Source organism: Ferribacterium limneticum (genome assembly GCF_020510625.1).
Classification (GTDB): Bacteria; Pseudomonadota; Gammaproteobacteria; order Burkholderiales; family Rhodocyclaceae; genus Azonexus; species Azonexus limneticus_A.
Genome location: NZ_CP075191.1, coordinates 2,980,118 through 3,002,907 on the forward strand (window position 1 = coordinate 2,980,118; position 22,790 = coordinate 3,002,907).

22 protein-coding genes are annotated in these 22,790 nt (G+C 59.5%); 11 read left to right on the forward strand and 11 right to left on the reverse strand.

Going from position 1 to position 22,790, the window contains the following annotated elements:
- Positions 1–651, forward strand: a complete 651-nt coding sequence (locus tag KI617_RS14310; RefSeq protein ID WP_226447361.1) for a cytochrome b/b6 domain-containing protein — start codon at positions 1–3, stop codon at positions 649–651.
- Positions 652–903: 252 nt separating this feature from the next.
- Here the strand turns inward: KI617_RS14310 and KI617_RS14315 are convergent, their stop codons facing one another.
- From KI617_RS14315 to KI617_RS14345, 7 genes are all read right to left on the reverse strand, one after another.
- Positions 904–2,496: an FAD-binding oxidoreductase gene (locus KI617_RS14315; protein WP_226447363.1), complete on the reverse strand. Its 1,593-nt coding sequence runs from the start codon at positions 2,494–2,496 to the stop codon at positions 904–906.
- A 175-nt stretch (positions 2,497–2,671) separates the two neighbouring features.
- A complete protein-coding gene (locus KI617_RS14320) occupies positions 2,672–3,172 on the reverse strand; it encodes a hydrogenase maturation protease (protein ID WP_226447365.1) in 501 nt (166 codons plus the stop codon).
- Complete coding sequence (locus tag KI617_RS14325) at positions 3,169–4,632, reverse strand: Ni/Fe hydrogenase subunit alpha (RefSeq protein WP_226447367.1); 1,464 nt, start codon at positions 4,630–4,632, stop codon at positions 3,169–3,171. Before KI617_RS14325 ends, KI617_RS14320 begins: the two co-directional genes overlap by 4 nt.
- Before the next feature lie 84 nt (positions 4,633–4,716).
- Positions 4,717–5,265, reverse strand: coding sequence for an NADH-quinone oxidoreductase subunit B family protein (locus KI617_RS14330; RefSeq protein ID WP_011286746.1), 549 nt, complete (start codon positions 5,263–5,265; stop codon positions 4,717–4,719).
- 1 nt (position 5,266) lies between these two features.
- Positions 5,267–5,974 (reverse strand): 2Fe-2S iron-sulfur cluster-binding protein, encoded by a 708-nt coding sequence (locus tag KI617_RS14335; RefSeq protein ID WP_226447368.1) that lies wholly within the window; start codon positions 5,972–5,974, stop codon positions 5,267–5,269.
- On the reverse strand, positions 5,971–7,869 hold the full coding sequence (locus KI617_RS14340) for an NAD(P)H-dependent oxidoreductase subunit E (protein ID WP_404826722.1): 1,899 nt from the start codon (positions 7,867–7,869) through the stop codon (positions 5,971–5,973). The genes KI617_RS14335 and KI617_RS14340 overlap by 4 nt, the downstream gene beginning before the upstream one ends.
- A gap of 66 nt (positions 7,870–7,935) precedes the next feature.
- Positions 7,936–8,289, reverse strand: coding sequence for a hypothetical protein (locus KI617_RS14345; protein ID WP_226447370.1), 354 nt, complete (start codon positions 8,287–8,289; stop codon positions 7,936–7,938).
- Between KI617_RS14345 and fabI the strand changes: the two genes are divergently transcribed.
- The 9 genes from fabI (at position 8,272) to KI617_RS14390 (ending at position 17,825) form a co-directional block, all read left to right on the forward strand.
- Positions 8,272–9,057 (forward strand): enoyl-ACP reductase FabI, encoded by a 786-nt coding sequence (gene fabI / locus KI617_RS14350; RefSeq protein ID WP_226447372.1) that lies wholly within the window; start codon positions 8,272–8,274, stop codon positions 9,055–9,057. The genes KI617_RS14345 and fabI overlap by 18 nt on opposite strands.
- A gap of 99 nt (positions 9,058–9,156) precedes the next feature.
- Positions 9,157–9,732: a hypothetical protein gene (locus KI617_RS14355; protein ID WP_226447374.1), complete on the forward strand. Its 576-nt coding sequence runs from the start codon at positions 9,157–9,159 to the stop codon at positions 9,730–9,732.
- 4 nt (positions 9,733–9,736) lie between these two features.
- Positions 9,737–10,219, forward strand: coding sequence for a hypothetical protein (locus KI617_RS14360; RefSeq protein WP_226447376.1), 483 nt, complete (start codon positions 9,737–9,739; stop codon positions 10,217–10,219).
- 102 nt (positions 10,220–10,321) lie between these two features.
- Positions 10,322–11,737, forward strand: a complete 1,416-nt coding sequence (locus KI617_RS14365) for a bifunctional enoyl-CoA hydratase/phosphate acetyltransferase (RefSeq protein WP_226447378.1) — start codon at positions 10,322–10,324, stop codon at positions 11,735–11,737.
- 2 nt (positions 11,738–11,739) lie between these two features.
- Entirely contained in the window at positions 11,740–12,921 is a 1,182-nt protein-coding gene (locus KI617_RS14370; protein ID WP_226447380.1) for an acetate/propionate family kinase, read from the forward strand.
- Between the two features lie 211 nt (positions 12,922–13,132).
- The gene (locus KI617_RS14375) at positions 13,133–16,033 is read left to right on the forward strand and encodes an adenosylcobalamin-dependent ribonucleoside-diphosphate reductase (RefSeq protein ID WP_226447382.1); all 2,901 of its coding nucleotides are present in this window, start codon (positions 13,133–13,135) and stop codon (positions 16,031–16,033) included.
- A gap of 151 nt (positions 16,034–16,184) precedes the next feature.
- Positions 16,185–16,463, forward strand: coding sequence for a DnaJ domain-containing protein (locus tag KI617_RS14380; RefSeq protein ID WP_226447384.1), 279 nt, complete (start codon positions 16,185–16,187; stop codon positions 16,461–16,463).
- Positions 16,460–16,999: a hypothetical protein gene (locus KI617_RS14385; protein WP_226447386.1), complete on the forward strand. Its 540-nt coding sequence runs from the start codon at positions 16,460–16,462 to the stop codon at positions 16,997–16,999. Before KI617_RS14380 ends, KI617_RS14385 begins: the two co-directional genes overlap by 4 nt.
- A gap of 64 nt (positions 17,000–17,063) precedes the next feature.
- A complete protein-coding gene (locus KI617_RS14390) occupies positions 17,064–17,825 on the forward strand; it encodes a hypothetical protein (RefSeq protein WP_226447388.1) in 762 nt (253 codons plus the stop codon).
- Here KI617_RS14390 and KI617_RS14395 read toward each other — a convergent pair.
- Positions 17,822–18,085, reverse strand: a complete 264-nt coding sequence (locus tag KI617_RS14395) for a hypothetical protein (protein WP_226447389.1) — start codon at positions 18,083–18,085, stop codon at positions 17,822–17,824. The two genes, KI617_RS14390 and KI617_RS14395, sit on opposite strands and share 4 nt — an antisense overlap.
- A gap of 15 nt (positions 18,086–18,100) precedes the next feature.
- Between KI617_RS14395 and KI617_RS14400 the strand changes: the two genes are divergently transcribed.
- Positions 18,101–19,078 carry a hypothetical protein gene (locus tag KI617_RS14400; protein ID WP_226447391.1) on the forward strand — a complete coding sequence of 326 codons (978 nt, stop codon included), beginning with the start codon at positions 18,101–18,103 and terminating at the stop codon, positions 19,076–19,078.
- Positions 19,079–19,188: 110 nt separating this feature from the next.
- On the opposite strand, the gene KI617_RS14405 is transcribed toward KI617_RS14400, so the two are convergent.
- The 3 genes from KI617_RS14405 to KI617_RS14415 all read right to left on the reverse strand — a co-directional run bounded on the left by KI617_RS14405 (position 19,189) and on the right by KI617_RS14415 (position 22,780).
- Positions 19,189–19,731, reverse strand: a complete 543-nt coding sequence (locus tag KI617_RS14405) for an NUDIX domain-containing protein (RefSeq protein WP_226447393.1) — start codon at positions 19,729–19,731, stop codon at positions 19,189–19,191.
- Positions 19,732–19,798: 67 nt separating this feature from the next.
- Positions 19,799–21,283: an NADH-quinone oxidoreductase subunit NuoN gene (gene nuoN, locus KI617_RS14410; RefSeq protein ID WP_226447395.1), complete on the reverse strand. Its 1,485-nt coding sequence runs from the start codon at positions 21,281–21,283 to the stop codon at positions 19,799–19,801.
- Between the two features lie 12 nt (positions 21,284–21,295).
- Positions 21,296–22,780, reverse strand: a complete 1,485-nt coding sequence (locus KI617_RS14415; RefSeq protein ID WP_226447397.1) for an NADH-quinone oxidoreductase subunit M — start codon at positions 22,778–22,780, stop codon at positions 21,296–21,298.
- Positions 22,781–22,790 lie beyond the last annotated feature (10 nt).

The following is a 22,790-nucleotide window of genomic DNA, read 5'->3' on the forward strand; positions in this document are numbered from 1 at the left end:
ATGAGTCAGGCCAAGCACCTCATTCAGATTTGGGATTTGCCGACAAGGCTTTTTCATTGGAGCCTTTCGCTTCTTGTTGGCGTCTTGTTTTTGAGTGCATCAATTGGAGCGCTCGACATCCATGAGCTTGCAGGAGAGGGAGTTTTGGCCTTGGTGCTCTTTCGTCTGGTCTGGGGCGTTCTCGGCAGTCAAACGGCGCGATTCAGTGAATTTCTAGGTGGCTTCGCCGCCATACAGAAATACCTTGTTCATCGGGATTCAAAGTCGGTTGGTCATAATCCCTTGGGTGGCTGGATGGTGGTTGCCATGCTGGTAGTGCTCCTGGTTCAGGCCGGCACCGGACTAATGGCAAATGATGGCATCTTGTTCCAAGGGCCATTGGCACATCGTGTCATCGGGATGACTTCAGATGCAGCCAGTGCCGTTCACCACCGGCTGGCAAACCTACTGGTTGTCCTGATTGTCATCCATATCACGGCAATTCTGCTTTATTGGCTCGTCGGCAAAGATAACTTGCTGATGCCGATGCTTAGCGGCAAGAAGTTGGTGACAACTTCGGTGAAGACCATTCAGTTTGGAAGTTCGATTTTGGCAGCAGCAACTTTGTGCTTCGCTATTTTGGCAATCGTAATACTGCTAACAGTGTTGTAACACCGGAGCGCCACCTCCATCTCCTAGGTGCATGGTTTTTAGAGAGCAGCTTTGGTCAGGTAAGCTGCCTAATTAAACCTACAAAGCGAAGGTCCGCATTGGGCACATTGCAGCCTTTCATGGTTAGTAACTTTTGGGTTCACCAAACCACTGACACCCCACGTTCCATACCGATCCCACAAAAGACATTCGGGCCAGCAGAACTCCGGCTTCCTTCGAAGCCGAATTCGCTGGCCCTTTGCTTGCCCTGGCCTAATGCCGCCCGCCGGAGTAGCGCCCCGGGGCGATGACGTTATTCGGATCGAGCGCTGCTTTCAGGCGTTGGTGAAACTCAGATTGCTCCGAGCCCTCCCCGGCACCGATCAGGTCCATGTAGTCCACGCCCAGACGATAAGGAGGCCAGCCGCGGCGCAGGCCGGAGCTGACCAGATCGCGGTAGCAGGCTTTGGCGCGTGTCACATCTTCTTGATTGGCTGGGTCGAAGAGCAGCGGGATGGTGGCCGACAGGACGCGTGGCGAGCGCGAGGTAACGGCGAGCAGGGGGTCGAAACCGTGGCGGGCGAGCACTTCGCCCATGATTTCCCGATAGCAGCGCACGGCTTGCGGCGTGAATGGCAGTAGCGGCGCGTACCAAAGGATGCCCTGGCCATCCCGGGCCGGGTGGGCCGATATATCGAGCGGCCGGGCATTTTTCTCCAGCGCATAGGCGATGCGCAAAAAAGCCGTGATCGGCACGCCTTCGACCGTCCCCAGGGCATTGACCAGCGAACCGAGATGGCGGCGCAGGCTGGGGAAGAGTCGATTCGGCAGGGCTTTGAACAGGCTTTGCAGCAGGCGGATTTCGCGGGTGCTGAAGCTCCAGATCCGGCAGTCTTTGACGCGGCGCCGGATGTCGCGCACGGCGCCTTGCACAGCGTGCCTTGAGCCATACAGCGTGCCCAGCGCCGTCCAGCTCGATATCTTGCGCCGGCCAGCCTCGCCCTTCAGGTAGTCGGCCCGCTCGCTGCCGCGGCGCGAGGTGGCGAGCGGCGCATCGGGCTGGGTAGCGAGAATGCGGAAGTCGTTCATCATGATGATGCCGCCGATGCCGGGAATGTCTTCGGCAATGCGGTTGAGCGCCGTCTGGCTGGCCTCGAATTTTTCGTCGGAGGCCCATTCGAAAATCAGGATGCGGCAGTCCTCGGGTACCCGCGCCAGTTGCACCGTCGCCCGAGTGACCAGGCCAAAACTGCCCTGACGCAGCAAGCCGCCCCAATACGGGCCGGTGCCGACCCGCCAGCGCTCGGCCAGATCGCCGCAGTGCAGATCCTTGTAGGCATGGCGAAAGGCCTGGCCACTGCCCCAGAAACCTTCGAGTTCGGAAACGGCCTCGAAGTGATCGACAATCGGCGTCAGACCATAGCCGCCATCCAGTGCATTGCCGAGAATATTCCCATTCGGGCCGACGCCGGTGGTCGGCACGAGCAAGCGGGCGCCGGCGCGCTGGATGGCCTGTTCCAGATCGTGCTGGCAAACGCCGGGCTGGATGCGCGCCACGGCCGCTTCGGTATCGATCTCGATTTGCTTGAGCGGCGACAGGTCGACGACGACACTCCCCGGCTTGACCGCCTGCGCCGTGCCATAGCCAAAGTTGCGCCCGCCGCTGATCGGCCACAAGGGCACCCGGTGGGCATTGGCCGCCGCAAGGATCCTCGGCACGGCGGCAACCTCGGTGACGAGCAGCACTGCGGCCGGATAACGGGTGGCGCCACCCGTATCTGGGCGATAAGGCTCGATTTCCGACGCGCCGTTGAGTACGGCGACACCAGGAACGTTGACCAGCGATTCGTAGAAAGCATTAAGCATTGCAGACTCCTGTTGATGAAAAAAGGAGTCGCCATGAAATACGAATACAGCGAACTTTCAAATGTCATTTCAAAATATTCATTTGAAATCTTGAATGCACGGTCTGCGTGAAAAACCCCTGCCGCCCCCATTGGAAGCCGCCGGGGTGCAAGCTGGCCGGCAGGAAATGCCAAATTCAGGCGTCGACTGAAGACAAGTCCAGCTCCCACGCGGCAAGCGAGGGATTGCGGCAGAGTTGCGCCAGCAGCGCCATGGCAGCCTCAAGGTGTTTCGAGGCCGCGGCGCTGAGCGGCTCTCCCAGCTCGAACTGCTCACCACGCACGCAAAGCACAAAAGCCGGCGGCGGTTCGGCATTTTCGGTCTGCACAAAAACCTGCAGCACCGCTTCCGGCGGCAATTCGTGCGTCGTATAGGCGGCGCCGGTAGCCGGGACGATGCGCTGGAAGGTAAACGGACCCGGGGTGTTGGCGCCGGCGTCGATGAACAGGGCAAGCTGCCGACCCTGCAAATCAAGCGCATGTTCGATCTGGAGCTGGAAATCTTCGATCAGTTCGAACTGTCCGCTCAAGCCTTCATCCTCCAACCACCCTTCCAGTCGGCCGCAGAGTTCCGGGCCGATCGCGTCATCGCCGCGGCTGGGGTTGCCGACGGCGAAGACGACAACCGGTGCAGTCATGAGCGGCTCAGCGAATGAACGACCTGCCCTTCGACATCGACCAGCTCGACTTCGAGCGGCATCTTTCCCAGCGCGTGGGTGGCGCAGGAGAGGCAGGGATCGAAGGCGCGGATGGCGACTTCGATGTGGTTGAGCAGGCCTTCGGTCACTTCGCGGCCATGCAGGTAGCGGCGGGCGACGTGGCGGATGGCTTCGTTCATGGCCTGGTTGTTGTTGGTCGTCGAGACGATCAGGTTGGCCATGGTGATCAGGTCATTCTCATCGACGCGGTAGTGATGGAACAGCGTGCCGCGTGGTGCCTCGATGACACCGACACCGTCCATCTGGCGTTCGCCCTGGACCATCAGGTTGTCGGACAGCAGGTCGTCGTCGTGCAGCAGCTCCTTGATCACTTCGGCGGCGTGCAGCATTTCGATCATCCGCGTCCAGTGGTAGGCCAGCGGGGCGTGCATCGGCGTACCACCGGCGTAATCGACGAACTCCTTGCGCTCGTGTTCGGCGAAAGGCGTCGAAATCTGGTCGCAGTTCTGCACGCGGGCCAGCGGGCCGACCTTGTACCAGCCATGCTCCTTGCCGATCGATTTGAAGAACGGGAACTTCATGTAGCTCCACGGCCGGACTTCTTCTTCGATGTACTGGTCGTACTGCTGGTAATCGACATGGTCGAAGAGGATCTTGCCGTTGTCGTCGCGGGCGCGCAGGGTGCCGTGATAGAAATCGAGGTCACCGCCATGGCCGACGATGGACATGAAATTGGAGCGGAAGATGCCGAAGCTGTTGTACAGCCCCGGGTCTTGCGTATGTACCTTCTGGATCAGGTGCACCGCATCGCGCGACCACTGGACGATGTGGTAGATGTCCTTCAGCAACTCGTCGCGCTCGGCAATGGTCAGCGACTTGTTGACGCCACCCGGCACCGCCCCCGTGCCATGCACCCGCTTGCCGGCGGTGACGCGGATCACTTCCTGCCCGAACTTGCGCAGCAGCACGCCGCGCTTGGCGGTTTCCGGATGCGCCATGGCGACGCCGACGATGTTGCGCTTGGTCACATCACTGTCGAATCCGAACAGCAGATCCGGCGAACAGAGGTGGAAGAAGTGCAGTGCATGCGACTGCAGCATCTGGCCGTAATGCATCAGCCGGCGCAGCTTTTCGGCGGCAGGCGTCAGCTTCTTGGCGCCGACGATGATATCGAGCGCCTTGGAAGCCGCCAGATGGTGCGACACCGGGCAGATGCCGCACAGGCGCTGGACCATGACCGGCACTTCCCAGTACGGCCGCCCCTGGATGAATTTCTCGAAGCCACGAAATTCGACGATGTGCAGGCGCACCTGATGGACCTTGTTCTGGTCGTCGAGCAGGATGGTGACCTTGCCATGGCCTTCGACGCGGGATACCGGGTCGATCGCCACACGGCGCAGGGTTTCGGGGTGGGCAGCGGTTTCAAGTTGGTAGGTCATTCAAATCTCCCTATCCGAATCGTCATTCCCGCGCAGGCGGGAATCCAGCTGGGTTCCCGCCTGCGCGGGAATGACAAAATCAACTCAGTCATAGTGCATCAGCCCATGTCCCAGTTCGGGTTCTTTACCCGCCAGCAGGTCAGTCAGCACCTTCCAGATCGCGTCCGCCGACGGCGGGCAACCAGGCATGAAGTAATCAACCTTGACCACCTCATGGATCGGATGGACCTGGTTCAGCGGCAGCGGCAGTTCCGGATCGTTAGGAATCATGCCGTTGGCCAGCCCGGGGCTGGTGTGATAGACCTCTTCAAGGATGGTCGTCAGCGGCAGGTGGTTGCGTTGCGCCGGCAGGCCACCGTTGATGGCGCAGGCGCCCATGGCGATCAGGATCTTGCAGTTCTTGCGGAACTCGCGCAGCACATGGACGTTCTCCGCGTTGCACAGGCCGCCTTCGATGATGCCGATGTCGCAATCCGGGCTGCAGGTCTTGATATCAGTCAGCGGCGAGCGGTCGAACTCGATGTGTTCGAGCAGCGTGAACAGCCGTTCGTCGATGTCGAGAAAAGACATGTGGCAGCCGAAACAACCGGCCAGCGAGGTCGTGGCAACCTTGAGTTTCTTCTTCGCAGTCATCTCACCGCCCCCCTGTGGTTTCGGCAGTTTCAGAAATCGGTGCCTTGTCAAACTTGCGCTCGCCGATCGGCACGGCGAAGCCTTGGCGTTTTTTCAGGATGACGCCGACCGGGCAGACCTGCGCCGCCTTGTCGGACAGCGTGAAGTCGGTATCGCCCAGCTCGCCGGATTTGGCATTGACGATCAGGTGCGTCTTGATGCCGCGCCCGGAGAGGGCGAAAACGTTCTTGCCATCGACATCCCGACTGGCCCGCACACAGAGCGAACAAAGGATGCAGCGATTGAAGTCGAGCAGGACTTCGGGATGCGAGGCATCGACCGCCCGATTCGGGAAGAAGTGGTCGTAATGCGGCGACATCATGCCGAGATGGTAGGCCGTCGCCTGCAATTGGCAGTTGCCGCTTTTTTCGCATGACGGGCAGAAGTGGTTGCCCTCGACGAACAGCATCTGCGTCAAGGCGCGACGTTCGGCGTTGATTTCCTCGGTTTCGCTCTCGACGACCATGCCGGGCGAGGCGCGCATGGTGCAGGAAGCCGTGTGGCGACCATTAACCTTGACCGTGCACAACTTGCACGAGCCATGCGGCTTGAATTCCGGGTGGTAGCACAGGTGCGGAATGAAAACACCGGCCGCACCGGCCGCCTGGATGATGGTTTGGCCATCAACAAAAGGAATGGTCTTGCCATCGAGCGTAAAAGTATGGCTCATGCTGCACCTCCGTTTTCGCTGACCAGATGGGCGCCGGCATCGTCACGGCCGGTCATCTGCCGGGCCGACGACAGCGCGCGGTCGAGATCGAAAGCGGGTGTGAAGTCCTGCTGGATCATCCGCTGATCGTAGTACGGCCGGAATTTGGCAATCGTGTCGAGCACCGGGTTACAGGCCGTGTGGCCAAGACCGCAGTGACTCATCGATTGCAGCAACTGGTTCAGCTTTTCGATTTCCGTAAAGTCGTAAGGAGAACCGCAGCCGTTGTGCAACTTGTCCATCAGGTTCTTGAGCAACGAGGTACCGACCCGGCACGGCGTGCAGAAACCGCAGCTTTCGTGCTGGAAGAAATGCACGTAGTTGCGCGCGACTTCGAACATGTCGCGTGTGTTGTCGAACACGGTGAAAGCGCCAGCAGTAGGGATATCCTCGAAGCCGATGATGCGGTCGAACTCGGCCTCAGCGACGCAGATGCCGGACGGCCCGCTGACCTGCGCGGCCTGGGTGTCGGTCGCGCCGCAATCCTCAAGCACCTGGCGGATGCTGACGCCGAACGGGTATTCGTAGATGCCCGGCCGCTCGCAATCGCCGGATACGGAAAGCAGCTTGGTGCCGGCCGAATGTTTGGTGCCGATCGCGGCATACCAGTCGCCGCCGTTCAAAGCGATCAGCGCCGCGGCGGCAAAGGTTTCAACGTTATTGACGATGGTCGGCTGGTCCAGATAGCCGTTGGTCACCGGGAAGGGCGGCCGGTTGCGCGGGGTGCCGCGCTTGCCTTCGAGCGATTCGATCAATGCCGACTCTTCGCCGCAGATATAGGCGCCGGCCCCGACATGAATCTCGATATCGAAATCTGCCCCCGGCAGGCCGAGGATGTCCTTGCCCAGAAGGTTCTGGCGCCGGCGATGGGCCAGCACGGCATTGAGGTGGTCGAGCATGTAGCGGTATTCGCCGCGCAGATAGACGAAGCCGCGCGTCGCACCGACCGCATAGGCCGCCACCGTCATGCCCTCGAAGACCAGATCGGGGTTCCGCGACAGCAGGACGCGATCCTTGAACGTTCCGGGTTCGCCTTCATCGGCGTTGCAGACAACGATGCGCTGCGCCCCGGCCTTGAGCGGTGCGTTGCGGCAGGCCTCCCATTTCAGGCCGGTGGTGAAGCCGGCGCCGCCGCGCCCACGCAAATTGGCGCGCTTGATTTCGTCGAGCGTGGCGCCCGGGCCGCCGATGCCGCTGGGCAAGCCTTCGCGCCAGGAACGCATGTTCGATGAATTCAGGCCATCGCTCGGCGCCCGCGCTCGGGCGGCCAGCAGCGCCTCACCGGGTTTGAAATCGGCATTGAGCAGGATATCGGCCCGGCGGATGTTGTCTTCGGTCTTGAAATAGGCCGGCGGCCATTCGGCCAGCGGCACCTTGCCGCGGATCAGTTCGGCGATTTCGTCGATGCGTTCCGCCGTCAATCCGGCAATGGCGTAGTTATTGATCAGCAGCGCCGGCCCCTGATCGCACATGCCGGTGCAGGCCGTCTGGGCGACGCTGACCAGGCCGTCTTCCGACACCTTGCCGCGCTCGACCCACAGGCTGTTGCACAGGCGATCCATCATCGCCTTGCTGCCCAGCATGCGGTCGGTAATGTTGTCCGAAAACAGCACCCGGTATTTGCCGCGCGGCTCGGTGTAGAAAAAGGCGTAAAAGCCGGCGACCCCCTCGATCTTGGTCCGCGGAACGCCCAGCGTCACCTGCATCCGGTCGATGGCTTCGGGCGAGATCCAGTCACAAGCCTCCTGAACCTCGCGCAGTATCTGCACCATGCAGGTGGGATCCCGGTGATAACGGGCAACAACGCGGTCGACCACTCCGGCCACGGCCTCGGCATGCATATCGTTCAGCGCCACGACAACCCCCTGAGGAATACTTATGACGAGGGAAAGCGTAGCACCATCGTGTTTCATTTTGTTGTCTCAGGTCAAAGAGCAGCGATGAAGCGAATCCCGTTCAGTTAAGCGTCGTTCCCGCGCAGGCGGGAACCCAGTGATTTCAAGGTACTGGATTCCCGCCTGCGCGGGAACGACGAATTCGAAGTGTTTTCCTTTTGACTGAACGGAATTGCAGCAATGAAGCGATTTTCTAAAAAGCAACACCGGCGCTCCTGCCTGCCCAGAATTGCCGCCCCGGGATTTTTTAGATGTGCAACAATAATGCTGCACCACAGCATTATTTAATAATTGCTCTAAAAACGGTAACAATGCCGCAGCATCATGGCGGCTTGAAGACCGCATAAATAAAGGAAGAACAGCATGAACGACACCGTCCAAAACCACCTCCCGCTGGCTGGCAAAAAAGGCCTGGTTACCGGCATTGCCAACGACAAGTCGATCGCCTTTGCCGTCGCCAAGGCCATCGTCGCACTCGGTGGCGAAGTCGCCCTGACCTACCAGAACGACAAGACCGCCAAATACACGCAGCCGCTGGCCGAGTCCATTGGTGCCAAGCTTTTCGAAAAGCTTGATGTTTCCGAAGAGGGCAGCCTGGAAGCCGTCATCGCCAAGTGCGGCGAAGTGTTTGGTGAGCTCGACTTTGCCATTCACTCGATGGCCTTCTGCAATGCCGACGACCTGCATGGCCGCGTCATCGACACGACCGAAGAAGGTTTCGACTCGGCGATGAACGTTTCCTGCCATAGCTTCCTGCGCATGGCCAAGCTGCTGGAGCCGCTGATGGCCCACGGCGGCTCGCTGATCACCATGTCCTACCTCGGTGCCGAGCGCGTCGTCCGCAACTATGGCGTGATGGGCATCATCAAGGCAGCACTTGAGTCCGCCGTCCGCTACATGGCCTACGACCTCGGCCCCAAGGGCATCCGCGTCTTCGCCGTGTCACCCGGCCCGATCATGACCCGCGCCGCTTCCGGCATCGCCAACTTCAACACCCTGCTTGAAGCCGATGCCCAGAAGGCGCCGCTCGGCCGTACCGTGACCATCGAGGAAGTCGGCGCCCTGACCGCCTTCCTGTGCACCTCCGGCTCGTCCGGCATGACCGGCCAGACGATCTACGTCGATGCCGGTTCGCACATCGTCGCCTAAGACCGACCCGGCCGCCTCGTTGCGGCCAAGCGGCAAAACGGGCTAAATCCATGTTGGCGGGACTCCTCCCGCCAACATGTAGCCATTTCGGAGACCACCATGGCCGAAGCTGACGGACTACTCCCCGATCCCGTACCGGATCACCCCTTGCTCAACGGCCGCAAGGAAATCGGCCGCGGCGAAAGCACCATCGTGCTCGAGGCCGACACTGTCGATGGCCAGGAACGCGTCTACAAGGTGCTTTCGTCGCCCACCGACTACGCCTACTACACGGCCGAAGACCGCCCGACCGGCAACCACTTCCCGGTGGTATTCGCCGACCACGGTACGGCCGGCCGCTCCAGTCGCGGCTTCCCCTTTCACATCGTCGAGGTCGAGCGACTCTATCCGCTCCCCGGCAGCGGCGAGGCCGTCGAGGTCGCGACCAAGCTGTCCACGTCCTATTTCGACGCCTGCATGATGTGGCGCAATCTGGCCCAGGACATGGGGCGCATCGCCCTGCATCACCTGACGGTGACACCGATGGGCTGGAGCGATGCGGTTCAGGAGTCGCTCAAGGCGCTGGAAGTCTTTTCCGGCGAATACGGCGCCCTGCCGGACCTGATCAAGGCCGACAACCTGATGATGCGCAAGGACGGCACCCTGGTCTTCTCCGACCCGGTTTTCATGGAATGACACGATGACCATCAGCCAGGTCCAATACACTTCACGCAAACTGGCCGAACAGTTGCGTGGCTCGCCCTACATGGCCGTGATTTCGATCACCGACCCGACGACCCCTGAAGCCAGACTTGACCCGCTATTCCGCCACGTCTTGCGTCTGTCCTTCTTCGATGCAGTGCCGGCCGACGAATTCATGCCGGCCTGCCCCGGCCTGTTCGATTACCACATGGCGGCGCAGATCAGCGCCTTCATCGAGGAACTGCATGCCGCCCCTTTCGAGATGTCGCTGATGGTGCATTGCGAATATGGCGTCAGCCGCTCGGCGGCCGTCGCGCTGTTTGCCGAGGCGCTGACCGGCGCGCCGCTGGAAGCCCGGGAATTCACCTACGAAGCCAACCAGTGGGTGCTCGACCAGTTGCTGCAGCGCCACCCCGGCCTGGACCTCGACATGCCGACGCCGCTGATCAGTCGTGAGCGCCGCGTAGCGAGCCGAAAGTGATTTTTCTCACATCGGGCTCACCGCCGGCCACCGCCCAATATTGGCTGCTGCACCGCAGCAATCTATACTAGCCCTTCGCGTGACTCACTGGAGCAGGGATTCATGAACCAACCCGAACAACGCTATCTGGTTAACAAGACCTTCGACGAAATCCGCGTCGGCGACTCAGCCAGCCTCAAGCGGACGCTGATGCCCGAAGACGTCAAACTGTTCGCCATCCTGACCGGCGACGTCAATCCGGCCGTTGTCGACCCACAATTCTCCGAAAGCGGCATGTTCCGCGAAGTGATCGCTCACGGCATGTGGAGCGGTTCGCTGATTTCAACGGTGCTGGGCACCCAGTTTCCCGGTCCCGGCACCATCCTGGTCGATCAGACGCTGCATTTCGCCCGCCCGGTCACCATTGGCGACAGCATCACGATCACCGTCACCGCCAAGCAGAAATTCGACCACAACAAGCACGTCATTTTCGACTGCGTGTGCACCAACCAGGAAAACCTGCAGGTGGTACGCGGCACCGCCGAAGTGCTGGCCCCGACCGAAAAGGTCTCCCGCCTGCAGGAAGTGCACATGCCGGAGATCCGCATCGACGACAAGCACGAGCGTTACATCCACCTGCTCGAGCGCGTCAAAGGCCTGGAGCCGATCCCCACCGCCGTCGCCCACCCGTGCGACCAGGAGTCGCTGAAAGGCCCGGTCATGGCCTTCCAGGCCGGCATCATCGAGCCCATCCTGGTTGGCCCGGAGAACAAGATTCGCGCTGTGGCCGAGGAATTCGGCATCGACCTGCACGGCATCCGCATCGTCCATGCGGCGCACAGCCATGACTCGGCGGCGCTGGCCGTGTCGCTGGTCCGTACCGGCGATGCCGAGGCGCTGATGAAGGGCAGCCTGCATACTGACGAGCTGATGGGCGAAGTCGTCGCCCGCGCCAACGGCCTGCGCACCAACCGCCGGATCAGCCACGTCTTCGTCATGGACGTGCCGACCTACCACCGGCCGCTGCTGATCACCGACGCGGCGATCAACATTGCACCGACACTGGAAGACAAGGTCGACATCATCCAGAACGCCATCGACCTGGCCCACATCATCGGCATTCCCGAACCCAAGGTCGCCATCCTGTCGGCCGTTGAAACGGTCAATCCGAAGATCCAGTCCACCCTCGATGCCGCCGCCCTGTGCAAGATGGCCGACCGCGGCCAGATCAAGGGCGGCATCCTCGACGGCCCGCTCGCCTTCGACAACGCCGTGTCCATCGTCGCCGCCAAGACCAAGGGCATCAAGTCGGCCGTCGCCGGCCATGCTGAAATCCTCGTCGTGCCCGATCTCGAATCCGGCAACATGGTGGCCAAGCAGCTCGAATACCTGGCCAACGCCCTGACTGCCGGCATCGTGCTCGGCACCAAGGTACCCATTGTGCTGACCAGCCGCGCCGACAGCGCCGAAACCCGAACCGCATCGTGCGTCATCGCCGCACTGATCGCCCACCACAACCGCAAGAACGGAACCACCTGACAATGAAGCAAGGAATCCTGACGATCAATGCTGGATCGTCCTCCATCAAGTTCGCCCTCTTCTCCCTCGACCACCCGATTTCCCCGGAAGCCGAAGTCTCCGGCCAGATCGACGGCATCGGCGCCGAAACGACCAGGATGGTCGCCAAGAACAAGGCCGGCGAGCGCATCGCCGACCAACTGCTCGAAGGTGGCAAGGTCAGCCACGCCCAGGCCTTCGACGCCCTGCTCAAGTGGTTCACCGCCAGCCATGCCAACTGGCAGATCGTCGCTGTCGGCCACCGCGTCGTGCATGGCGGCGAGCGTTACTCGCAGCCGACCGTGATTGACGACACCGTGCTCGGCCACCTGCAGAGCTTCATCCCGCTCGCCCCGCTGCACGAGCCGCACAACGTCGCCGGCATCATCGCCCTGCAGGCCCTGCTGCCCAGCGTGCCGCAGATCGCCTGCTTCGACACCGCCTTCCACCGCAGCCAGCCGGAAGTCGCCCAGACCTTCGGCCTGCCGCGCAACATCACGGCCGAGGGCATCAAGCGCTACGGCTTCCACGGCCTGTCCTACGAGTACATCGCCCGCGCCCTGCCGCAGCATTCCGGCCGCGCCACTGGCCGCGTCGTCGTCGCCCACCTCGGCAACGGCGCCAGCATGGCGGCCATGGTCGACCGCAAGTGCGTCGCCACGACGCTCGGTTTTTCGACCATCGACGGCCTGGTCATGGGCACCCGCTGCGGCAACCTCGACCCCGGCGTCATCCTGCACCTGATGGAAACCAAGAATCTGTCGGTCAAGGACATGACCAAGATGCTCTACAAGGAATCCGGCCTGCTCGGCGTTTCCGGTCTCAGCCAGGACATGCGCACCCTGCTCGCCAGCGACAAGCCGGAAGCGGGGGAAGCGGTCAACCTGTTCTGCTACCGCATCGCCCGCGAACTCGGTTCTCTGGCCGCCGCGGCTGGCGGTCTGGATGCGCTGGTGTTCACCGGCGGCATCGGCGAACACGCCGCCGAAGTGCGCCGCCGCGTCTGCCTGCTGTCCGAATGGCTGGGCATTCGCCTGAATCCGGAAGCCAACGCCCGCCACGAACTGCGCATCTCGGCCGGCAACAGCAGCGTCGATGTGCTGGTCATCCCGACTAACGAGGAATGGATGATGGCGCACCACGCACAGACCCTGCTCGCCCTCTAAAACAAAAATATTTTTTTGTCCGGCCCCGGCCACCGAGAGGTGCCGGGGCTTTGTTTTTTCTGGCTTTTTTTACCCCGACAGCATCCCTCGGAGCAAACACACAAAACACCGCATATAGTCAAGATATTGCCTTGGCCCACTATATCTAGTAGCTTTGCAACATTCCAAGATTAATAACCCAGACAATCTGAATTTTGTAGAGGAGCCCTTGATGAGCAAAATCGCCGAACAGCTTTCGCTAACAGATATCCCCGCAGCACCGGAATTTTCCCCGCTGCCGGAGCAGGAAATTTCTAGCGAAGTGCTGATCGAAAAATACGCCAAGGGCAAGGAAACCAATGTTCACGACGTGCGTCGTCGCGTCGCCTATGCGCTGGCCCAGGTTGAGCAGGAAGCCGACCGCGCCCACTGGGAAAACAAGTTCCTGTGGGCCCAGGAAAACGGCTTCATTCCGGCCGGCCGCATCAACTCTGCCGCCGGTACCGATCTGCAAGCGACGCTGATCAACTGCTTCGTGCAGCCGGTCGGCGACTCCATCGTCGAGAATACCGATGGCAAGCCGGGCATCTACACTGCCTTGGCCCAAGCCGCAGAAACCATGCGTCGCGGAGGCGGTGTCGGTTACGACTTCTCGTCCATCCGTCCGCAAGGCGCCCGCGTCAAGGGCACGCAGTCGCGTGCTTCCGGCCCCGTTTCCTACATGCGTGTTTTCGACCGCTCGTGCGAAACCGTCGAATCTGCCGGCGCCCGCCGCGGTGCGCAAATGGGCGTGCTGCGCTGCGACCATCCGGACATCGAGGAATTCATCCACGCCAAGGACAAGGGCGACCTGACCAACTTCAACATTTCCATCGGCGTCACCGACCCGTTCATGGAAGCCGTCGATGCCGACGGTGATGTCGAGTTGCTGCATCGTGCCGAGCCGAATGCCGACATGCGCGCCGCCGGTGCCTACCAGCGCGACGATGGCATCTGGGTTTACCGCAAGGTACGGGCTCGCGACCTGTGGGATCAGGTGATGAAATCCACCTACGACCACGCCGAACCGGGCATCCTGTTCCTCGACCGGATGAACAAGGACAACAACCTCAATTACTGCGAAGTGATCGAGGCGACCAACCCCTGCGCTGAACAGCCGCTGCCGCCTTACGGCTGCTGCTGCCTGGGTTCGATCAACCTGACGCTGTACGTCAAGGACGCTTTCTCCGAGCAGGCCGAGTTCGATTTCGACGCCTTCGCCGAAGTCATCCGCATCTCGACCCGCATGCTCGACAACGTGCTCGACGCCACCCATTGGCCGCTTGAGCGCCAACAGCAGGAAGCCGCCAACAAGCGTCGCGTTGGCCTCGGCTACACCGGCCTGGGCGATGCGCTGGCCATGCTCCGCCTGCGCTACGACAAGCCGGAAGCCCGTGCCATGGCCGCCCGGATCAGCGAATTCATGCGCGACACGGCCTACCTGTACTCGGTCGAAATGGCCAAGGAACGTGGCGCCTTCCCGCTCTTCAACGCCGAACTGTATCTCTCCGGCGGCAACTTTGCTTCCCGCCTGCCCGGCGACGTCAAGGCGGAAATCCGCAAGCACGGCCTGCGCAACTCGCACCTGCTGTCCATCGCGCCGACCGGCACCATCTCGCTGGCCTTCGCCGACAATGCCTCGAACGGCATCGAGCCGCCATTCTCCTGGACCTACAACCGCAAGAAGCGCATGCAGGACGGCACGATCAAGGAATACTCGGTCGAGGACTACGCCTGGCGCCTCTACAAGCACCGTGGTGGCGACGTTTCCAAGCTGCCGGACTTCTTTGTCACGGCGCTGGAAATTTCCGCCCAGGCGCACAGCGACATGGTGGCAGCCGTCGCTCCGTTCATCGACACCTCGATCTCGAAAACGGTCAATGTGCCGGCCGACTACCCCTACGCTGACTTCCAGGACCTCTACATGAGCGCCTGGAAATCCGGCCTCAAGGGTCTGGCCACTTATCGCCCGAACAGCGTGCTCGGTTCCGTGCTTTCCGTCAGCCCTGCCGAGCCGGCCAAGACCGACGCCGCCGCCGACGCCAAGGCACCGCAGGACTTCATCTCCGACGCCAACCGCCGTCTCGAAATCAAGCACCTGCCGGCCCCGGTGCTGGCCAGCCTGCGCTGGCCGGGCCGCCCGAACCTGCCGGAAGGCAACCTGTGCTGGACCTATATGGTCGACTCGCCGATCGGCAAGTTCGCCCTGTTCGTCGGCCACGTCGAGCAGGACGGCCACGCCTGGCCGTTCGAAGTCTGGGCCAACGGCCCGGCCGAACCGCGCGGCCTGGGCGCCGTCGCCAAGACCCTGTCGATGGACATGCGCGCCAAGGACCACGGCTGGCTGCAGATGAAGCTGGAAGCGCTGGCCAAGATGCCGGGCGACGCCTTCGACATGGCCATGCCCCCGCATGGCGAGCGCAAGCGCATGCCGTCCGTCGTTGCCGCCATGGCACAGGTCATCCTTTGGCGCGTCGAACAACTGGGCGCTGTCGGCCACGACGGCCCGACGCCGGTCAAGGATGCGCTGTTCAGCACCAAGGAGCCGAAGACCGGCACCGACGGCACGCTGTCCTGGACCGTCGACGTCAGCAACTCCTCGACCAACGAGGACTTCGTCCTCGGCCTCAAGGAAATCACCCTGCCCGACGGCTCTTCCCGCCCGTACTCGATGTGGCTCTCCGGCAATTACCCGCGCGCCCTCGACGGCCTGTGCAAGCTGCTATCGCTCGACATGCGCGTGCTCGACCCGGCCTGGATCGGCATGAAGCTGCGCAAGTTGGTCGACTACTCCGAGCCCTTCGGCGACTTCATGGCCTTCGTCCCGGGTTCGCGCAAGCAGCAGACCTATCCGTCGACGGTGGCCTACATCGCCCAGCTGATCATCCACCGCTACGCCATGCTCGGCATCCTCGACGAATCCGGCTTCCCGTTGCAGCAGATGGGTATCCTGGAAGCGCCGGAAGACACCACCAGCAACAAGGTGCTGCCGACCCAGGGCAAGCTGTGCAGCGAGTGCGGCAACCACACGATGATCCGCAAGGATGGTTGTGATTTCTGTACCGCTTGCGGCGCTGTCGGCACCTGCGGCTGATCATCTGTACCACCAACAAAACGCCCCGGTGCTGCCGGGGTGTTTTTGTTTGCAGGAACAGGTTTGGCGCGCTGTTATATGATGCGCCCAGTGCACAAGCTGATACCGGCGGATTGTTGATGCGCCGGACCTGACCACTGACAAAGGCACCATGAAAGACTATTACGGATTACTGGGCGTATCGCCAGATGCGACCACGGAAATCATCAAGAGCGCCTATCGAAAGAAGGCGGCCCAGTTTCACCCCGACCGAAATCCCGAGCCCGATGCAGCGGCCAAATTCCGGGCTGCGCAAGAAGCTTATGAAGTGCTGGCTGACGCTGATCGCCGCAAGGCATATGACGAGACCCGGCGCACCAGCCTGATCGATGACCCGCAAGTTGTCGCCCGCGAAATCTGGTCCAGCTATTTGGAAAAAATCCAACAATGAACAAGTCATTCTATTTTTCCGAACTGGCATCGTCCTACGATGCCGAGATTCAGGACCTGCTGAACGATTCGGAGGGGAAATCGGCGCTGAAAGCCAGACTCAAGGAAAAACGCCAGGAACTGAAGTCCATCCTGCCGATGATTGAGTTCAGCCCGGAAATGGTCGTACCTGTCTTCTACGACAGCTTTTCCTTTGCCAACCCCAAGGCACTGGCAGCCGCCGTGCGCTGCGAGCCGGATGACGAGGAATTTCCCTGTTGGGACCAACTGTCTTCCCTGGTAACGCTTGAAGCCTGGGCCAGCCCATATCTCGACGCCGTCCTCGCCGAACGGGCCGGTGAAGAATTCATGGTGACGGCAGCCTGCCTGGAGTTCATCCGAAAACACGATACCGCTGCAGCCCAGCCGGCCAGTGAGGATGATGAAGACGGGGATGAGCGGGATAACGGTGACGAGGACGATGAAGACGATCGCGATCTGGCCGAAGCTGGTGATGACTGGCTGGGTGAGCAAGGTTTTGATTCGTTGAAGTCGTGATCCGATTGCTCACTGATTACCCGCAGCGAAAAAACAGAATTCGATTTATTCAATAAGGCATGACATGACACATCCCGTCGTACTCAAGACATCCCAGCTCATTCTCGCCGGCGACCTCAAAGGCGCGGAAACTGCCCTGGCCAATATCGCCGATACCGAGGGTGACGATGCACTAGTAACGGTCTTGAACGATGTCCCGCCAAAAGACTTGCTGGCCGTGATGCGTGGATTTGACGGTTCGAAGCAATCGGTAGTCAACATGGTCGTGACGCCTGATCAGTTTGCCCGCGCCGTCGTTCTCGAAGCCCGTTATCGCGACGAAACCCATGCGGCCCTGCACGGCATGATGAATGCAGTGCTTTATCGCGATGACGATCTGACGGCCGAATACCTTGAAGCGATAGGCGAGATGGAAGGCGGCTACGAGGTGCTGGCCAATTATTTCGGTGAACGCGATGACGAACTGCTGGCTTTTGCAATATCCGGTGTATTTTCCGAGGATTTCAACGCCGAACATGGCCATGAATCGAAATCGATCTCCTGGCTGAACGAGAAAATCGAAGAAATTGACGAAGCACTCCATGAAGGCAATTCCATTACCGGATCGCGCCCCAAGGTTTCACGGTCGGAAATTTCCGACCGCGACTGGATGGAGACAGCCTGGGTGCTGCGTTACGAGCTGTCGGACATTTTCGAGCAGGTCGTGATTACCTTGCGCGACCGCCTGCAGCACCGTATCGAGGTGCTTGAAGAACCGCCAGTGATGGAGAGCAAACCCGCGGCGAGTTCGGCTTCCTCGTTCGATGACGAGGAATCGGCGCTCTAAGGATGGCTCCAGTGAAAAACTCCATTGCCATTGTCGATGATCGTCCATTTTTCGAAAAAGCCATTCGCTATGGACTGGAACACGGCATTCTCTCGCGCGAAAACATCAGCAAAATCGAAGCCGATGGCCCGAAAGGGATAGTCCAGATCGCCGACCACTTTGGCACCGCCTATTTGCGGACCGATCTGGAAACCGCAACGGCCCGGATGACAAATCTGATCAGCCTCTATCTGGAAGATTTTTCCAACGGCGACTTGCACACTGCGGCAGTCTCATTGCGCGACAACAGCCTGCTTTCGCATTCCCGTGGTGGTTCGGAAATGTTGAAACGTTTGCATGCCATGCCCGTTGATACCGGCTTGTACGGCAGAAAAACCGATCCGCTGGCACAGAAGATATTCGTCAACGAACGCTCCTTTGCCTTCCCGCTAAGCTGTGCCAACTATCGGGCGCAGGTCAGGCAATGCCAGGCCAATCAGATGCGGATCGACTTCGCCCGTTGGCTGGCGCGACGCTTGAACGTGAAACAGGAGGAATGCGAAGACTTCAGCGCTGACGAACTCATTCGTTCTGCAATGTTGCTGCTGTACGTCGGTGCCAAAACGCTGGAAATGCCCTCGAAGACCGAGTTCATCAAACTTGTCGAAACCCTCCGCAAGAAATCCTTCAAAGCCAAGCCCTCTTCGCTTGATGCATTTCTTAAGGACGCACCGGAGGCGTTTGTCGAGATGACCAGGCAGTCGATGCAGGAATTTATCGAAAGCGCGCTACCAAAACTCAAGTCCGCGGAGAAATCCCCGGATGAGATTCTGCATGCGGAAGCGCAGGGCTCTTTCTTTGTGCGTGACAAGCCAGAAGAAGACGTTGTTGCCTACGACAAGCTGGTCGCCAAAGAATGGGTAAGGATCACCAAAGGTAACGCTGACGACCCAGCGGTACTGGCGACCATTTTCCTCTGCGTGGCGACGGACCATCCGGCAAAAGCCAGCGCACTGCTCAAGGAAGCAAAAAGCATCATCACTGCGTTTCGCACCAACGGCTTTGATTCAAAGGCCGTGCTGGCGTTTATCGATGAACATGCGCCATTCGAGCAGCGCGAAGATCTCAAGGCGATGTGGTTGGAGGACTTGCAACCTGATGCCGAAATCCATCTGGCAGACAACGATCCCCAGATGCCGGACTCCCATATGGACCGTGCCCTGAAGTACTTTAGGCAGAATTGCGTCGGAAACTGGAAGAGCAGCAGCCGCTAGTTGCTCGCAAAGAAGTCCTGCACAATCGGCACATCTTCTGGCTTTGGCTCGCTAGCCTGTGATGAGGCTTTCAGCCCTTCCCCATCAGCCACGACGCTCATCCAGAGCGTTTAGGGTTTGTCCAGCCAGAATAGCGAAGTAATGGTCTTGGCATCGGTAATGCGGCCATCCCAAACCGCTTGCTTCGCCTCGCCCGGCGATAGTTCGACTACCTCGAGAAATTCGTTGTGATCGAGCTCTTTTTCACCCGCCAGATGCAGGCCACGAGCAGCAAATATCTCTATACGCTCATCCGAGTAACCAATGCACGGATGCATCACACCGAGATATTCCCATTCGCTGGCGATGTAGCCCGTCTCTTCCTTCAATTCGCGGCGGGCGGTATCGATGATCGCTTCGCCATGGTCTATTTTCCCGGCAGGAAGCTCAAGAAAGACGCGGCGTAGCGGATAGCGGTACTGGCGCTCAAAGAGCAGATTGCCATTCTCCAGAAAAGCCAGGATGACGACAGCACCTGGATGCACGATGTATTCCCGAATGGACTCCTTGCCATTGGGCAGCAGGACGCAATCCTTGCGCACGTTAAGCAACGCGCCCTTGAAAATCGTCTCGGTCGAAACTTCCGATTCGATCAAGTGTGCATCATGCGACATAAGAAACTCCCCAAAGTAAAACGCCCCGACTGGCGGGGCGTTCTTTAAACCTGCTTTCAGCCCTGCGTCAGAGCGAACGCAACAGCGCGTAGGCACAGAGGGACATAATGACCTGCGGGAAAATACCCAGGAAGGCCACAGCCAGACCATTCGCTGAAATAAGGATGCGCATGTCCATCGGTGCGGTAAGCGGCGTGTCATCAACCGGTGCATCGAAGTACATCAATTTGACCACACGCAGGTAGTAGAAAGCGCCGATCAGCGAGAAGAGGACCGCGACAATGGCCAGCCAGAGATAGCCCGGTCCGGCAGCAACGACAGCCTGCAGTACGGAGAATTTGGCAAAGAAGCCGATGAAGAAAGGCACGCCAGCCATCGAGAACATCAACATCAGCATAATGCCGGCGAACCAGGGGCTGCGTTTGTTCAAGCCCTTATAATCCTCCAGCTCTTCCGCTTCGAAGCCAGCCCGCGACATCATCAGAATCATGCCGAAGGTACCGGCGCTCATCAGAACGTACGAAATGACATAGAACATCGAAGAGCTATAGGCATTCAGTGCATAGCGTGCATCGCCACCAACCACGCCGGTCACGATACCGAGCAGCATGAAGCCCATGTGCGAAATGGCGGAATAGGCCAGCATGCGCTTCAGGTTGGTCTGGGCGATAGCGGCCAGATTACCGATGGCCATCGACAGTACCGACAAGATAACCAACATGGCCTGCCAATCGGCCGCCAGGGTGATCAAGCCATTGACCAGCAGGCGCATGACAATCGCAAATGCGGCAAGCTTGGGCGCGGAACCGATGAACAAGGTAACCGAGGTCGGGGCACCTTGATAAACGTCCGGAATCCACATGTGGAACGGTACAACGCCGAGCTTGAAAGCAAGACCAGCCACCAGGAAGACCAGACCAAAGACCAAGACGCTCTTGTTAACACCGCCGCCATACAGACGCTCGGCGATGCCGGTAATTTCCAGCGTGCCGGTGGCACCGTAGATCATCGACATGCCATAGAGCAGCAGACCCGAAGCCAGCGCACCGAGAACAAAGTATTTCATGGCCGCTTCAGTGGAAACCACGGAATCGCGGTTCATCGCGACCATCGCGTAGAGCGATAGGGAGAGCAGTTCAAGACCGATATAGATGGTCAGGAAGTGATTGGCGGAAATCATTACCATCATGCCAAGCGTCGCAAACAGCGCCAGCACGTAGTATTCGCCCTTGTTCATCGATTCACGGTCGATAACGTAGCCACGCGAGTAGAACATTACGATGACGACTGTCATGTACAGGAACAGCTTCAGCAGATCAGACATCAGATCGTCAACAAACATATTGCTGAAGGTGTAAGTGATTTCACCTGTACTCGTCGCAAACTGGATCGCTGCACAACCGATCAATGTCAGTTGGGTCAGTACGAAGGTCACAGTGCGCCGGCTATCCTTGACCAGAAGATCGATCATCAGGATGGCCAAGGCCATCGTCGCCAGAAAGATTTCCGGTGCAGCGGGCAGAAGATTGGGGACAACGAAATTGTCGAACATGTCGGCTACCGTTTATTGAATCTTGCTGATGGCAACGTGATGCAGCAGGTCGTTGACCGAGGCGTGCATGACTTCGGTGAAGGGCTGCGGATAGACACCCATCCACAGCGTGGCAACAGCCAGCACTGCCAGAATGGCGAATTCACGCTTGTTGATATCGGTCAGTTCTTCGACGTGGTGATTGGCCACATCACCGAAAATGACGCGCTTGTACATCCACAGCGAATAGGCGGCACCCACGATCATCGAACTTGCCGCAGCGAAAGCCACCCAGAAGTTGAACTTGACGGCGCCCAGAATGACCATGAACTCACCCACGAAACCCGAAGTGGCCGGCAGACCGCAATTAGCCATGGTAAATAGCATGAACAGCGCAGCGAATTTTGGCATCTTATTCACAACGCCACCGTAATCGGCGATCTGTCGGCTATGCACGCGGTCGTACATGACGCCGATGCAGAAGAACATGGCGCCAGAGACGAAGCCGTGGGAAACCATCTGAACCAGAGCACCTTCAATGCCCATGGAACTGAACATGAAGAAACCCAGCGTCACGAAACCCATGTGTGCAATCGAGGAATAAGCCACCAGCTTCTTCATGTCTTCCTGAACCAGGGCAACAAAACCGATGTAAACAACTGCAATCAGCGACAGGGCAACCACCAGGCCGGAAAGCTCATGCGAAGCATCCGGCGCAATCGGCAGCGAGAACCGCAGGAATCCGTAGGCACCAAGCTTCAGTGCAATAGCAGCCAGGACGATGGAGCCGCCCGTCGGCGCTTCGACGTGGGCATCCGGCAACCAGGTATGCACCGGCCACATCGGCACCTTGACAGCAAAAGCGATCAGGAAGGCCAGGAACAACCAAATCTGCGGACCTAAGGCGATTGGGAGCTTGTGCCATTCGAGAATGGAGAAGCTACCACCTGACTGGATAAAGAGATACATCAGCGCCAGCAGGAACAACAGGGAACCGAACAGCGTGTAAAGGAAGAACTTGAAGGCCGCATAAACCCGGTTCGGGCCACCCCACACGCCGATGATCAGGTAGAGCGGGATCAGTGATGCTTCAAAGAAGACATAGAACAGCACGCCATCGAGCGAAGTGAAGATGCCGTTCATCAGACCGGACATGATCAGGAAGGCTGCGTTGTACTGAGCAACCTTGTTCTGAATCACTTCCCAACCTGCCGCTACCACGATGATGGTGATAAATGCGTTCAGCACGACGAACAACATGGAAATACCATCGACACCCAGATGGTAGTTGATGTTGAAACGTGGAATCCACGTCTTCAGTTCAACGAACTGCATGCCACCATTGGCGACATCAAAACTAGTCCATAGTGGAATAGTGATCAAGAAAGCGGCAACTGCACCAACCAGGGACAGCATCCGTGCCAGCGGTGCGTTCCGGTCACCACCGGTGGTGAGTACCACCAAGCCGGCGAAGATCGGAATCCAGATTGCGAGAGATAGCAACGGGTAAGTCGACATGTTATTCCTT

Bases quoted from the DNA above. Each gene is read 5' to 3' on its own strand.
- nuoN (WP_226447395.1), bottom strand. From the start codon at position 21,283: ATGTTCGACAATTTCGTTGTCCCCAATCTTCTGCCCGCTGCACCGGAA.
- KI617_RS14380 (WP_226447384.1), top strand. From the start codon at position 16,185: ATGAAAGACTATTACGGATTACTGGGCGTATCGCCAGATGCGACCACG.
- KI617_RS14390 (WP_226447388.1), top strand. From the start codon at position 17,064: ATGACACATCCCGTCGTACTCAAGACATCCCAGCTCATTCTCGCCGGC.
- KI617_RS14325 (WP_226447367.1), bottom strand. From the start codon at position 4,632: ATGACCTACCAACTTGAAACCGCTGCCCACCCCGAAACCCTGCGCCGT.
- KI617_RS14315 (WP_226447363.1), bottom strand. From the start codon at position 2,496: ATGCTTAATGCTTTCTACGAATCGCTGGTCAACGTTCCTGGTGTCGCC.
- KI617_RS14320 (WP_226447365.1), bottom strand. From the start codon at position 3,172: ATGACTGCACCGGTTGTCGTCTTCGCCGTCGGCAACCCCAGCCGCGGC.
- KI617_RS14375 (WP_226447382.1), top strand. From the start codon at position 13,133: ATGAGCAAAATCGCCGAACAGCTTTCGCTAACAGATATCCCCGCAGCA.
- KI617_RS14330 (WP_011286746.1), bottom strand. From the start codon at position 5,265: ATGACTGCGAAGAAGAAACTCAAGGTTGCCACGACCTCGCTGGCCGGT.
- KI617_RS14335 (WP_226447368.1), bottom strand. From the start codon at position 5,974: ATGAGCCATACTTTTACGCTCGATGGCAAGACCATTCCTTTTGTTGAT.
- KI617_RS14365 (WP_226447378.1), top strand. From the start codon at position 10,322: ATGAACCAACCCGAACAACGCTATCTGGTTAACAAGACCTTCGACGAA.
- KI617_RS14310 (WP_226447361.1), top strand. From the start codon at position 1: ATGAGTCAGGCCAAGCACCTCATTCAGATTTGGGATTTGCCGACAAGG.
- KI617_RS14415 (WP_226447397.1), bottom strand. From the start codon at position 22,780: ATGTCGACTTACCCGTTGCTATCTCTCGCAATCTGGATTCCGATCTTC.
- fabI (WP_226447372.1), top strand. From the start codon at position 8,272: ATGAACGACACCGTCCAAAACCACCTCCCGCTGGCTGGCAAAAAAGGC.
- KI617_RS14360 (WP_226447376.1), top strand. From the start codon at position 9,737: ATGACCATCAGCCAGGTCCAATACACTTCACGCAAACTGGCCGAACAG.
- KI617_RS14385 (WP_226447386.1), top strand. From the start codon at position 16,460: ATGAACAAGTCATTCTATTTTTCCGAACTGGCATCGTCCTACGATGCC.
- KI617_RS14370 (WP_226447380.1), top strand. From the start codon at position 11,740: ATGAAGCAAGGAATCCTGACGATCAATGCTGGATCGTCCTCCATCAAG.
- KI617_RS14355 (WP_226447374.1), top strand. From the start codon at position 9,157: ATGGCCGAAGCTGACGGACTACTCCCCGATCCCGTACCGGATCACCCC.
- KI617_RS14405 (WP_226447393.1), bottom strand. From the start codon at position 19,731: ATGTCGCATGATGCACACTTGATCGAATCGGAAGTTTCGACCGAGACG.